The 12159-nt window shown below is 60.1% G+C and carries 12 protein-coding genes; 9 read left to right on the top strand and 3 right to left on the bottom strand.

The features are described from left to right. Positions 1–13 precede the first annotated feature (13 nt). Complete coding sequence (uraH, locus tag J2Y90_RS14420; protein ID WP_253500578.1) at positions 14–367, bottom strand: hydroxyisourate hydrolase; 354 nt, start codon at positions 365–367, stop codon at positions 14–16. Between the two features lie 419 nt (positions 368–786). Here uraH and puuE point away from each other — a divergent pair, with 419 nt between their 5' ends. The 8 genes from puuE to J2Y90_RS14380 all read left to right on the top strand — a co-directional run bounded on the left by puuE (position 787) and on the right by J2Y90_RS14380 (position 8943). Then, positions 787–1713, top strand: a complete 927-nt coding sequence (gene puuE / locus J2Y90_RS14415) for an allantoinase PuuE (RefSeq protein ID WP_042608504.1) — start codon at positions 787–789, stop codon at positions 1711–1713. Then, on the top strand, positions 1710–2225 hold the full coding sequence (gene uraD / locus J2Y90_RS14410) for a 2-oxo-4-hydroxy-4-carboxy-5-ureidoimidazoline decarboxylase (RefSeq protein WP_253500577.1): 516 nt from the start codon (positions 1710–1712) through the stop codon (positions 2223–2225). The genes puuE and uraD overlap by 4 nt, the downstream gene beginning before the upstream one ends. 90 nt (positions 2226–2315) lie before the next feature. Further along, positions 2316–3311, top strand: a complete 996-nt coding sequence (alc, locus tag J2Y90_RS14405) for an allantoicase (RefSeq protein WP_042608506.1) — start codon at positions 2316–2318, stop codon at positions 3309–3311. Between the two features lie 141 nt (positions 3312–3452). Continuing rightward, positions 3453–3956: an ureidoglycolate lyase gene (locus J2Y90_RS14400; protein ID WP_039763801.1), complete on the top strand. Its 504-nt coding sequence runs from the start codon at positions 3453–3455 to the stop codon at positions 3954–3956. Between the two features lie 51 nt (positions 3957–4007). After that, entirely contained in the window at positions 4008–5321 is a 1314-nt protein-coding gene (locus J2Y90_RS14395; RefSeq protein WP_253500576.1) for a urate hydroxylase PuuD, read from the top strand. 166 nt (positions 5322–5487) lie between these two features. Further along, positions 5488–6840, top strand: coding sequence for a nucleobase:cation symporter-2 family protein (locus J2Y90_RS14390; RefSeq protein ID WP_042608508.1), 1353 nt, complete (start codon positions 5488–5490; stop codon positions 6838–6840). A gap of 159 nt (positions 6841–6999) precedes the next feature. Continuing rightward, positions 7000–7785 carry an outer membrane protein OmpK gene (locus J2Y90_RS14385; RefSeq protein WP_253500575.1) on the top strand — a complete coding sequence of 262 codons (786 nt, stop codon included), beginning with the start codon at positions 7000–7002 and terminating at the stop codon, positions 7783–7785. A 372-nt stretch (positions 7786–8157) separates the two neighbouring features. After that, positions 8158–8943 (top strand): outer membrane protein OmpK, encoded by a 786-nt coding sequence (locus J2Y90_RS14380; RefSeq protein ID WP_253500574.1) that lies wholly within the window; start codon positions 8158–8160, stop codon positions 8941–8943. A gap of 90 nt (positions 8944–9033) precedes the next feature. Here the strand turns inward: J2Y90_RS14380 and J2Y90_RS14375 are convergent, their stop codons facing one another. Together J2Y90_RS14375 and J2Y90_RS14370 are read right to left on the bottom strand one after the other, a co-directional pair. After that, entirely contained in the window at positions 9034–10206 is a 1173-nt protein-coding gene (locus tag J2Y90_RS14375) for a patatin-like phospholipase family protein (RefSeq protein WP_253500573.1), read from the bottom strand. Positions 10207–10241: 35 nt separating this feature from the next. Further along, complete coding sequence (locus J2Y90_RS14370; protein ID WP_016773752.1) at positions 10242–11174, bottom strand: lipid A biosynthesis lauroyl acyltransferase; 933 nt, start codon at positions 11172–11174, stop codon at positions 10242–10244. Between the two features lie 117 nt (positions 11175–11291). On the opposite strand from J2Y90_RS14370, the gene minC reads away from it, so the two are divergent. Beyond that, on the top strand, positions 11292–12029 hold the full coding sequence (gene minC / locus J2Y90_RS14365) for a septum site-determining protein MinC (protein WP_253500572.1): 738 nt from the start codon (positions 11292–11294) through the stop codon (positions 12027–12029). Positions 12030–12159 lie beyond the last annotated feature (130 nt).

Here is a 12159-nt window from a genome sequence, read left to right as displayed (position 1 = left end):
AGCTGCTTGGGGGTCAGCTGCCCCGGTACGTGGAATAGCTGTAAGGCGAAATCAGCAGGGGCACGTGGTAGTGCTCCTGCTCGGCGCAGATGCCGAAACGCAGCACCACCACATCGAGAAACGCCGGCTCGGGCAGTTGCACGCCACGTGCGCGGTAGTAATCGCCGGCATGGAACTGCACCTGATAAACGCCGCTGCGGTAATCGTCACCCTGCAGCAACGGCGCATCGACCCGGCCATCGCTGTTGGTTGTCGCACTGGCGACCAATTCCAGTTGCGAACCTTCAACGCGGTACAGCTCGACCTTGATCGAGCTGCCCGGGCAACCGTGTGCAGCGTCCAAAACGTGTGTTGTCAAACGTCCCATTGATTCTGCGCGCCTGGCCGCAACAAGCAGTCAGACTTCGCGCCTCCCGAAGTCAGTTGAAAGGAGACCGCACCGTTTCGGAGCACGAAACACTGCGGCGAGCGACTGATTAAGACACTTTTTAAAAAAATTGTACACAATAAAAACGACATTTTTCGCTTCACCCCCGCCATCCGGGTGTTTATCGCCAGTTCGCAGGCAAAGCGCCTGATCATTGAACCTTCTATTCATTAGCTGACTGGTCAGGCAGGTTTCTTGCAGGCTTGAACCATTAGCAGCAAAAGATGACGGCCGATGAAAAATGCGAAAATTCAGGCTTACAAAATGTAAATAAAGTTGTATACAATCAGCCCATCGCTGTGACGCCAGCCTGCCAGGCCGCCACACCAATCTGTCAACGTACAAGAAGGAAGACTGCAGTGAGCGCTGACTACCCACGCGACCTGATCGGTTACGGCAGTAACCCTCCTCACCCACACTGGCCGGGCAATGCCCGGATCGCGCTGTCCTTCGTGCTCAATTACGAAGAAGGCGGCGAGCGCAATATTCTGCACGGCGACAAGGAGTCCGAAGCCTTTCTGTCTGAAATGGTCGCTGCTCAGCCGCTGCAAGGCGCGCGCAACATGAGCATGGAATCGCTTTACGAGTATGGCAGCCGTGCCGGCGTCTGGCGCATTCTGAAACTGTTCAAGGAATTCGACATTCCGCTGACCATCTTCGCCGTGGCCATGGCCGCCCAGCGTCACCCCGACGTGATCCGTGCGATGGTCGAGGCCGGCCATGAAATCTGCAGCCACGGCTACCGCTGGATCGACTACCAGTACATGGACGAAGCGCAGGAACGCGAGCACATGCTCGAAGCGATCCGCATCCTCACCGAACTGACCGGTGAACGTCCGCTGGGCTGGTACACCGGCCGCACCGGGCCGAACACCCGTCGCCTGGTGATGGAAGAAGGCGGTTTCCTCTACGACTGCGATACCTACGACGACGACCTCCCCTACTGGGAACCGAACAACCCGACCGGCAAGCCGCATCTGGTGATCCCGTACACCCTCGACACCAACGACATGCGCTTCACCCAAGTGCAGGGTTTCAACAAGGGTGACGATTTTTTCGAATACCTCAAAGACGCGTTCGACGTGCTCTACGCCGAAGGTGCCGAAGCGCCGAAAATGCTCTCGATCGGTCTGCACTGCCGCCTGATCGGCCGCCCCGGTCGCCTCGCTTCGCTCAAGCGCTTTATCGAATACGCCAAAAGTCATGAACAGGTGTGGTTCAGCCGTCGCGTCGACATCGCACGCCACTGGCAGCAAACCCACCCGTACCAAGGGACTGCAAAATGAGCCGCTTTCAAACCCTGCAACCGTCGACACTGAGCCGCGACGCTTTCGTCAAAGCCTTCGCCGACATCTACGAACATTCGCCATGGGTGGCCGAAAAGGCCTACGACCTCGGTGCGGACGCGTCGATCGACGAGATCGAAACCCTGCACCAGCGCATGAGCGACATCCTGTTGAGCGCCGATCATGCCAGCCAGCTGGCGCTGATCAACGCTCACCCGGACCTGGCCGGCAAAGCCGCCGTCCAGGGCCAGCTTACCGCGGCCAGTACTGAAGAACAGTCGGGCGCGGGGATTCACCAATGCACGGCCGAAGAGTTCCAGCGCTTCACCGAGCTGAACGACGCCTACAAAGCCAAGTTCAAGTTTCCCTTCATCATGGCGGTAAAAGGCAGCAACCGGCATCAGATCCTCGCGGCGTTCGAAACGCGCATCAACAATTCGGTGGAAGCCGAGTTCAAATGCGCGCTGGCGGAGATCAACAAGATTGCCCTGTTCCGTTTACTGACCCTTTAGCGAGCCTGGCCCGAGAAATCTCTAGAACGCTTGTGTTTCCCAGGGCCCTGCAAGCATCCCCAGCCAACTTATCAAAGGCAGACAAGAAGAATGAAAGCTTACGCCGTACCTTTCGAAAAATACGTCAACCTGGCCGACGCCCGTCTGGGCACCAAGATCATTTCGGTCACCGATGACTGGTTCGCAGACGCCAATCGTCTGTTTCAGCCGACCCCGGCCGTATGGAAGGAGGGCGTGTTCGATGACAACGGCAAGTGGATGGACGGCTGGGAGTCGCGCCGCAAGCGCTTCGAAGGTTACGACAGCGCGGTGATCCGTCTGGGCGTACCGGGCTCGATCAAAGGCGTGGACATCGACACTTCATTCTTCACCGGCAACTACCCGCCATCGGCCTCGCTGGAAGCGTGCTTCCTGGCGTCGGGCGAGCCGGATGAGAACACTCAGTGGACCGAAGTGCTGTCGGCCGTCGAGCTGCAAGGCAACAGCCACCACTACCACGAAATCAGCAACGACCAGGCCTTCAGCCACCTGCGCTTCAACATCTACCCGGACGGCGGCGTCGCGCGTCTGCGCGTGTACGGCATTCCGTTCCGCGACTGGTCGGCCGTGGGTGACAACGAGCAAGTCGATCTCGCCGCAGCCCTCAATGGTGGCCGCGCCCTCGCCTGCTCCGACGAACACTTCGGCCGCATGAGCAACATCCTCAACCCGGGTCGTGGCATCAACATGGGCGACGGCTGGGAAACCGCGCGTCGTCGCACGCCGGGCAATGACTGGGTGATCGTCGCCCTGGGTCATCCGGGCGAAATCGAGAAAATCGTCGTCGACACCCTGCACTTCAAAGGCAACTACCCGGACACCTGCTCGATCCAGGGCGCGTTCGTCAAGGGCGGCACCGACAGCCAGATCGAAACCCAGTCGCTGTTCTGGCGCGAACTGCTGCCAAGCCAGAAGCTGGAAATGCACGCCGAACACACCTTCGTCGAGCAGATCAAAGCGCTGGGCCCGATCACCCACATTCGCCTGAACGTGTTCCCGGATGGTGGTGTGAGTCGCCTGCGTGTACTCGGCAAGGTCGCTAAATAACACTGCAATGATCGTTCCCACGCTCTGCGTGGGAATGCATCACTGGACGCTCTGCGTCCGCTTTGGATGTGACGCGGAGCGTCACGGGCTGCATTCCCACGCAGAGCGTGGGAACGATCACTCAACGAAAAGAAGAACAGCATGCGCACACTGACGATTGAACCGCTGACCAAAGAAGCCTTCGCCCCTTTCGGTGACGTCATCGAAACCGACGGCAGCGATCACTTCATGATCAACAACGGTTCGACCATGCGCTTCCACAAACTGGCGACGGTCGAAACCGCGACGCCTGAGGACAACGCAATCATCAGCATTTTCCGCGCGGATGCGCAGGACATGCCGCTGACCGTTTGCATGCTGGAACGCCATCCGCTGGGCAGCCAGGCTTTCATTCCGCTGCTCGGCAACCCCTTTCTGATCGTGGTCGCGCCCGTTGGCGATGCACCTGTATCAGGCTTGGTCCGCGCCTTCGTCACCAACGGCAGGCAGGGCATCAATTACCATCGCGGCGTCTGGCACCACCCGGTGCTGACGATCGAAAAGCGGGATGACTTCCTGGTGGTTGATCGCAGTGGCACAGGCAATAACTGCGATGAGCATTTTTTCAAAGAGGATGAGCGGTTGATCCTCGCCCCCCACCAATAAGAGAAGGTCTGATCACTCGACAACAAGAGTGACAGGCGAGAGGTAAAGACTGTGGAAGCACATCTGTTGGAATGGCTGAACCTGAGCGTGCGCTGGGTTCACATGATCACTGGCGTGGCCTGGATCGGCGCGTCGTTCTACTTCGTCTGGCTGGAGAACAACCTCAACCGCGTCAACCCGAAAACCGGTCTGGCCGGTGATCTGTGGGCGATCCACGGCGGCGGCATCTACCACCTGGAAAAATACAAACTGGCCCCGCCGTCCATGCCGGACAACCTGCACTGGTTCAAGTGGGAAGCCTACTTCACCTGGATGTCGGGGATCGCGCTGCTGTGCGTGGTGTTCTACTCCAACCCCGTACTCTACCTCGTCGCACCCGGCAGCGGCCTCAGCGGTCCTGAAGGCGTGGCCATCGGTATCGGCTCGCTGATCGTCGGCTGGTTCGTCTACGACTTCCTCTGCGATTCGGCCCTGGGCAAGAAACCCGCCCTGCTCGGCTTCATCCTGTTCGTCCTGATCATTGCCGCCGCCTATGGCTTCAGCAAAGTGTTCAGCGGTCGTGGTGCGTACCTGCATGTCGGCGCGATCATCGGCACCATCATGGTCGGCAACGTGTTCCGCATCATCATGCCGGCGCAGCGTGCATTGGTCGCGGCGATTGCCGAGAACCGCACGCCGGATCCGGCACTGCCGGCCAAGGGTCTGCTGCGTTCGCGGCACAACAACTACTTCACCCTGCCGGTGCTGTTCATCATGATCAGCAACCACTTCCCGAGCACCTATGGCAGCCAGTACAACTGGCTGATCCTGGCCGGGATCGCGGTGCTGGCAGTGTTGGTGCGTCACTACTTCAACACCCGTCACGACAGCCACAAGTTTGCCTGGACCCTGCCGGTGGCAGCGGTGGGCATGATCTGCCTGGCCTATGTCACTGGCCCGGCGCCGATGTCGAGCGCACCTGAAGTGGCCAAGGCGCCAGCCAAAATCGAATACCAACCGCTGCCGGAAACGGCACTGGGCGGTGGCGCGAAACCGGCCGAAGCGGCGCAACCTGAGGCACCCGCAGCTCCTGCAACAGCACCGGCGCAAGCCTCGAATGCCGGCCCCGGTTTCGACAAAGTGCACAACGTGATTCAAGAGCGTTGCACGGTGTGCCATTCGTCCAAGCCAACCAGCCCGTTGTTCAGCGCAGCCCCGGCCGGTGTGATGTTCGACACCCCCGAGCAGATCCGCCAGAACGCCGCGCGCATTCAGGCGCAAGCCATCACCACGCAGATCATGCCACTGGGCAACATTACCCAGATGACCCAGCAGGAACGTGACCTGATCGGTGCCTGGATCGCCCAGGGAGCGCAGACCAACTAAGCAACAAAGCTTCGCGAGCATGCTCGCTCCCACAGAGATCGCGCATTTCCTGTGGGAGCGAGCCTGCTCGCGAATCGCCTTAACGCGGTTTACCTGATGCACAGAAACAGCTGCAAGCAACCCGGCAGCTGTTAATCACAAGAATAAAAAAGATCCGAGGTGTTGCATGTCCGAGCTGTCCAAAGCGCGCATCCCCGACGCACCCGCCATTCAGCGTTTGCCCCTTTTGCAACTGATCCTGGTCGGTCTGCAACATGTTCTGCTGATGTACGGCGGTGCCATCGCGGTGCCGCTGATCATCGGACAGGCCGCTGGCCTGAGTCGCGAAGAAATCGCCTTCCTGATCAACGCCGACCTGCTGGTCGCCGGCATCGCCACCATCGTGCAGTCGCTCGGCATCGGCCCGATGGGCATTCGCATGCCGGTGATGATGGGCGCCAGTTTCGCCGCGGTCGGCAGTATGGTCGCCATGGCCGGCATGCCCGGCATCGGTCTGCAAGGGATCTTCGGTGCGACGATCGCTGCCGGCTTCTTCGGCATGCTGATCGCGCCGTTCATGTCCAAGGTCGTGCGTTTCTTCCCGCCGCTGGTGACCGGCACGGTCATCACCTCGATCGGTTTATCGCTGTTCCCCGTCGCCGTGAACTGGGCCGGTGGCGGTGTCGACGCCGCACAATTCGGTTCGCCGATTTATCTGGCCATCGCTGCGCTGGTGTTGGCCACCATCCTTTTGGTCCACCGCTTCATGCGCGGATTCTGGGTCAACATTTCCGTGCTGATCGGCATGTGCCTGGGCTACGTATTGTGCGGCGTGATCGGCATGGTCGACCTCAGCGGCATGGCGAGCGCGCCGTGGATTCAATTCGTCACCCCACTGCATTTCGGCATGCCCAAGTTCGAGCTGGCACCGATTCTGTCGATGTGTCTGGTGGTGGTGATCATCTTCGTCGAGTCCACCGGGATGTTCCTCGCACTGGGCAAGATCACCGGCCAGGAAGTCTGCCCGCGCATGCTCCGTCGCGGCTTGCTGTGCGACGCCGGCGCGTCGTTCTTCGCCGGCTTCTTCAACACCTTCACCCACTCCTCGTTCGCGCAGAACATCGGCCTGGTGCAGATGACCGGCGTGCGCTGCCGTTCGGTGACCATCGTCGCCGGCGGCTTGCTGATCGTCTTGAGCCTGCTGCCGAAAGCGGCGTTTCTGGTGGCGTCGATTCCACCGGCGGTGCTCGGCGGCGCAGCAATTGCGATGTTCGGCATGGTCGCCGCCACTGGCATCAAGATCCTGCAAGAGGCCGACATCGGTGACCGGCGCAATCAGTTGCTGGTTGCGGTGAGCATTGGCATGGGCCTGATCCCCGTCGTGCGTCCGGAATTTTTTGCCCACCTGCCGATGTGGATGAGCCCGATCACCCACAGCGGCATCGCCATGGCCACCCTCAGCGCGCTGACCCTGAACCTGCTGTTCAACATCCTCGGCGGCAAGGAGCGTGCGGCGATCAACGATTGCCATGCTCACTGACAGCCTCACCCATTCCCCCTGTAGGAGTGAGCCTGCTCGCGATTGCGTCTTTTCAGTCAACTGATTTGTTGAATGTAATCCCGCTATCGCGAGCAGGCTCACTCCTACAAAGGGATCGCAACTCTGTGCCTTGAAAATAAAAACAAGAGGGAGCAACAGATGATCCGCACGCAAACCAGCGTTGTGTTGGGTAGCGGCCTGCTGGCTGCCAGTCAGGCCATGGCCGGCGACCTGCTGCTGTGGCAGAGCAACAGCCTCAGTTACCTGTACGGCAAGAACTTCGCGATCAACCCGTCGTACCAGCAGACAGTCACTTTCGAGCACGCCGACAAGTGGAAGTACGGCGACAACTTTCTGTTCGTCGACAAGATCTTCTACAACGGCAAGGAAGATGCGAACAAGGGCCCGCACACCTTCTACGGCGAGTTCACCCCGCGCCTGTCCTTCGGCAAGATCCTCGACCGCAAGCTCGAGTTCGGCCCGATCAAGGACGTGCTGCTGGCGATGACCTACGAGTACGGCGAAGGGGAAAGCGAGGCCTACCTGATCGGCCCCGGCTTCGACCTGAAAGTGCCCGGTTTCAACTACGTCACGCTGAACATTTTCCGCCGCCACACCGAAGGCGCGCGCCCCGGCGATGGCGTCTGGCAGATTACCCCCGCGTGGTCCTGGAGCTTCCCGCTGGGCAGTTCCGATGTGCTGATCGACGGCTACCTCGACTGGGTCGTCGACAACGACGAGAACTCCCGCGGCACCTACCACGCCAACCTGCACATCAACCCGCAGATCAAATATGACCTCGGCAAAGCCTTGGGCTGGAGCCAGAAACAGCTGTACGTCGGCACCGAGTACAGCTACTGGAAGAACAAGTACGGCATCGAGAACAGCCACTCGTTCGACACCAACCAGAACACCGCCAGCCTGCTGCTGAAGGTGCACTTCTGAGATGGCCCGCAACCGTGCGCCATGCCTGTCGTCGGTGCTCTGTTGCGGGGCACTTGAGCGTTGGCCAAGGAGTCAGTATTCTCCGCGGCCTTCCGAATCCGGTCTAAAAAAAAGCCCGGATTTAATTTCTGACCGAAAAGCCAACTTATCCCGGCCCTGGTCAGTTCTGAGGCCCCCGAAAACACGCTCGATCGACTGTTTTTCAGCAGCCGAACGGCGTTTTTTTGTTTTTCGAAAAGCCTTGGCGCAGCTCTTGCTAACAGCAATGAAGCTGACCGATCGGATGACTTTTTCAGCAACGAAAAAAAGGCGCCACACCAGAGCGCCGAACTTAAAAAAATAATGTGCAACACCTACTTTGGGAGCAACCGAATGAAACGCATGTGCACCAGCCTGATGCTGGCCGGATCGATGTTCGCCGGCGGCCAGGCGATGGCCGAAGACCTGCTGCAGTGGCAGAACAACAGCCTGACCTACCTGTATGGCAAGGACTTCCAGGTCAACCCGCGCATTCAGCAGACCGTGACTTTCGAACACGCCGATGCGTGGACGTACGGGGATAATTTCTTCTTCTTCGACAAGATCTTCTACAACGGTGGCAAGGACTTCAGCAACGGTCCGAATACCTACTACGGTGAGTTCAGCCCACGCATCTCGCTGGGCAAGGTGCTCGACCAGAAGATCGAGTTCGGCCCGATCAAAGACGTCCTCGTCGCCATGACCTACGAATTCGGTGAAGGCGATACCGAGGCGTACCTGATCGGTCCGGGTTTCGACCTGGCGATCCCGGGCTTCGACTACTTCCAGCTGAACTTCTATCAGCGTCACACCCAGGGCGCACGCGCCGGTGACAATGTCTGGCAGATCACCCCGGTGTGGTCCTACACCATCCCGGTCGGCAAGTCGGACATCCTGATCGATGGCTTCATGGACTGGGTGGTCGACAACGACTCCAACTCCAAGGGCGACTACCACGCCAACCTGCACTTCAACCCGCAAGTCAAATACGACTTGGGCAAGGCGCTGAATTTCGGCGAGAAGCAGTTGTATGTCGGTGTCGAATACGACTATTGGTCGGACAAGTACGGGATCAAGGACAGCCAGTACTTCAAGACCGACCAGAGCACCACGAGCTTCCTGGTGAAGTTCCACTTCTGATCATAAAAGCTTCGCGAGCAGGCTCGCTCCCACATTTGACCGCGTTCCAATGTGGGAGCGAGCCTGCTCGCGAAGGCCTCACCGCAGATTTCAGGCGGGAGCCACCGCTTCGGATATCCGTAAAAACCGGCACAGCTCCTCGCGCTTGGCCAGCGCATCCCGCCGCCCCAACTCAATCAACTCGCTGCAATAGCCCGCCTCGAACAACAGATAACTGAGCACCCCCGCCCCGCTCGTCTTCGTCGCCCCCGGCCCGCGCAGAAACAGGCGCAACGCCGCCGGCAATTCCTGGCGATGCCGCGCCGCGATTTCATCGATCGGCTGACTCGGCGCAATCACCAGCACCTCCACCGGCGCCACACCCAAAGCCCGGGTCGGCGTACCGTCCGGGAGCAAATGACTGAACTGATTGAGCCGTTGTAACAACTCGATGTCGCTCTCAAGGCTGTCAATGAACGTGCTGTTGAGCATGTGCCCGCCGATCTGCGCCAGCGTCGGTTGCTGGCCGCTGTAGGCGCGCTCCAGCGGCTGCTGCGGATCGACGCCGCGCGGGTTGCCGCTGACGCCCACCACCAGCACGCGACTGGCACCCAGATGCAGCGCCGGACTGATCGGCGCCGACTGGCGCACCGCGCCATCGCCGAAATATTCCTCAGCGATTTTCACCGGCGCGAACAACAGCGGAATCGCCGAACTGGCCAACAGGTGATCGACCGACAGTTGCGTCGGCACGCCAATGCGGCGATGCCGCAGCCAGGCGTCGATGGTCCCGCCACCCTGATAGAACGTCACGGCTTGCCCCGACTCGTAGCCGAACGCGGTCACCGCCACCGCCTGTAATTGCTTGCGTGCGATGGATTCGGCGATGCCGGGCAGGTGCAGTTTTTCCTCGAGCAGTTCGCGCAGCGGCGAACTGTTGAGCAGCGCCACCGGCATCTGCCGACCGAGACCGAGCAGGCTGTGGCTGACGAAACGGCTGGCCTGATGAATCACTCCAGGCCAGTCGCTGCGCAATACGCGGTGGCTGCGAAAGCCTTGCCAGAACTGGGTCAGGCGTTCGATGGCGGCGCGAAAATCCGTGGCGCCACTGGCCAGGCTGACCGCATTGATCGCCCCGGCCGAGGTGCCGACGATCACCGGAAACGGATTGTCCGCGCCCTCTGGAAGCAACTCGGCGATCGCCGCCAGCACTCCGACCTGATACGCCGCCCGAGCCCCGCCGCCGGAAAGAATCAAACCTGTGACCGGTTCAGCAGGACTCATCGCAACACTCCAGGGTGCTTGTCAGGACGGGTGAATCAACGACGCTTGGGGTAAAGCTTCGGCTCGCCCGGCGGGCGACTCTTGAAGCGCCGATGCGCCCACAGATACTGCTCGGGGCACGCGCGCAATGCGCTCTCGACCCATTGATTGATGCGGATGCAATCAGCCTCTTCGCTCTCGCCGGGGAAATCCTCCAGCGGCGGATGAATCACCAGGCGATAACCGCTGCCGTCAGCCAGACGTTCTTGAGTGAACGGCACCACCAGTGCTTTGCCCAGGCGAGCAAACTTGGTCGTCGCGGTAACCGTTGCGGCCTGAATGCCGAACAGCGGCACGAAGACGCTTTGCTTGGCGCCGTAGTCCTGATCCGGCGCGTACCAGATCGCCCGGCCCGAGCGCAGCAGCTTGAGCATGCCGCGTACGTCGTCGCGCTCCACGGCCAGCGAATCGAGGTTGTGCCGCTCGCGGCCACGACGCTGGACGAAGTCGAACAACGGATTTTTGTGCTCGCGGTACATGCCGTCGATGGTGTGCTGCTGGCCAAGCAGGGCCGCGCCGATTTCCAGGGTGGTGAAATGCGCAGCCATCAGAATCACGCCTTTGCCTTCGCGCTGGGCCTTTTGCAAATGCTCCAGGCCTTCGACATGAGCCAGTTTCGCCAGTCGCTCGCGGGACCACCACCAGCTCATCGCCATTTCGAAAAAGGCAATGCCGGTGGAGGCGAAGTTTTCCTTGAGCAGGCGTTTGCGCTCGGCGGCGGACTTTTCCGGGAAGCACAATTCCAGATTGCGCCGGGCGATGGTCCGCCGGTCACTGGCGACGCGATACATCAACGCGCCCAAAACTCGACCGATGGTCAGCAGCGCCGGATACGGCAACTGCACGATCAGCCACAAAAGCCCCAGGCCGCACCAGAGCGGCCAGAAGCGCGGAGCAAGATATGCTTTTCGAAAACGCGGGCGATCCATTAAAGCTTCCGTAAATACAGTGGCCGCGCATTCTACATCGTTCGACGCGGCTTGCGGCTCGCGGGCGTTCTCGTTATAAGTCTCGGCACTTTTAGTGACAAGCCGTTGTATGCCGACATGAGCCAAACCGACCCGTTAGACCAAGATCCCGTATTCCAGCTCAAGGGCAGCATGCTGGCCATCACCGTGCTGGAACTGGCCCGTAACGACCTCGAAAGCCTCGATCGGCAATTGGCCGCCAAAGTCGCCCAGGCGCCGAATTTCTTCAGCAATGCACCGCTGGTTCTGGCGCTGGACAAACTGCCGCCGAACCAGGGCGCCGTCGACCTGCCGGGGCTGATGCGCGTCTGCCGTCAGCACGGTCTGCGTACCCTGGCCATCCGCGCCAGCCGCATCGAAGACATCGCCGCCGCCATCGCCATCGACATCCCCGTGCTGCCGCCCTCCGGTGCTCGCGAACGCCCATTGGAAACGCCGGAAGCCGAAGTCAAAAAGAAGCCGGAAAAACCGCCTGAGCCGACAGTCAAACCGACCCGCGTGATCACTACGCCAGTACGTGGTGGCCAACAGATATACGCCCAGGGTGGCGATCTGATCGTGGTCTCCTCGGTCAGTCCGGGGGCGGAACTTCTCGCCGATGGCAACATCCATGTATACGGCCCGATGCGCGGCCGTGCACTGGCCGGCGTCAAAGGTGACACCAAGGCACGGATTTTCTGTCAGCAATTGAGCGCTGAACTGATCTCCATCGCCGGTCATTACAAGGTCTCCGAGGATTTGCGTCGCGATCCGATGTGGGGCTCGGGCGTCCAGGTCAGCCTGTCGGGCGACGTGTTGAACATCATTCGGCTTTAACGGATACTGCCGCATTTTCCAAGCATCTCTAAAACGTAGCGAAAACGGCTCAAACGAAGTAGGAAAAAGGCCCAAAGCCAAATTCCAGCCAAGGCTGTCCGACTGCAGTAGTTTTCAAGAGATGTTTTTC

The organism is Pseudomonas koreensis, assembly GCF_024169245.1.
Lineage (GTDB): Bacteria > Pseudomonadota > Gammaproteobacteria > Pseudomonadales > Pseudomonadaceae > Aquipseudomonas > Aquipseudomonas koreensis_F.
Note: the sequence above shows the minus strand (reverse complement) of the source record. Positions and strands in the feature narration are given on the sequence as shown.

What these genes read in the sequence shown, in the direction of transcription:
- uraH (WP_253500578.1), bottom strand. Translation starts at nt 367, where the DNA reads ATGGGACGTTTGACAACACACGTTTTGGACGCTGCACACGGTTGCCCG.
- uraD (WP_253500577.1), top strand. Translation starts at nt 1,710, where the DNA reads ATGAGCCGCTTTCAAACCCTGCAACCGTCGACACTGAGCCGCGACGCT.
- alc (WP_042608506.1), top strand. Translation starts at nt 2,316, where the DNA reads ATGAAAGCTTACGCCGTACCTTTCGAAAAATACGTCAACCTGGCCGAC.
- J2Y90_RS14400 (WP_039763801.1), top strand. Translation starts at nt 3,453, where the DNA reads ATGCGCACACTGACGATTGAACCGCTGACCAAAGAAGCCTTCGCCCCT.
- J2Y90_RS14390 (WP_042608508.1), top strand. Translation starts at nt 5,488, where the DNA reads ATGTCCGAGCTGTCCAAAGCGCGCATCCCCGACGCACCCGCCATTCAG.
- J2Y90_RS14385 (WP_253500575.1), top strand. Translation starts at nt 7,000, where the DNA reads ATGATCCGCACGCAAACCAGCGTTGTGTTGGGTAGCGGCCTGCTGGCT.
- J2Y90_RS14380 (WP_253500574.1), top strand. Translation starts at nt 8,158, where the DNA reads ATGAAACGCATGTGCACCAGCCTGATGCTGGCCGGATCGATGTTCGCC.
- J2Y90_RS14375 (WP_253500573.1), bottom strand. Translation starts at nt 10,206, where the DNA reads ATGAGTCCTGCTGAACCGGTCACAGGTTTGATTCTTTCCGGCGGCGGG.
- J2Y90_RS14370 (WP_016773752.1), bottom strand. Translation starts at nt 11,174, where the DNA reads ATGGATCGCCCGCGTTTTCGAAAAGCATATCTTGCTCCGCGCTTCTGG.
- minC (WP_253500572.1), top strand. Translation starts at nt 11,292, where the DNA reads ATGAGCCAAACCGACCCGTTAGACCAAGATCCCGTATTCCAGCTCAAG.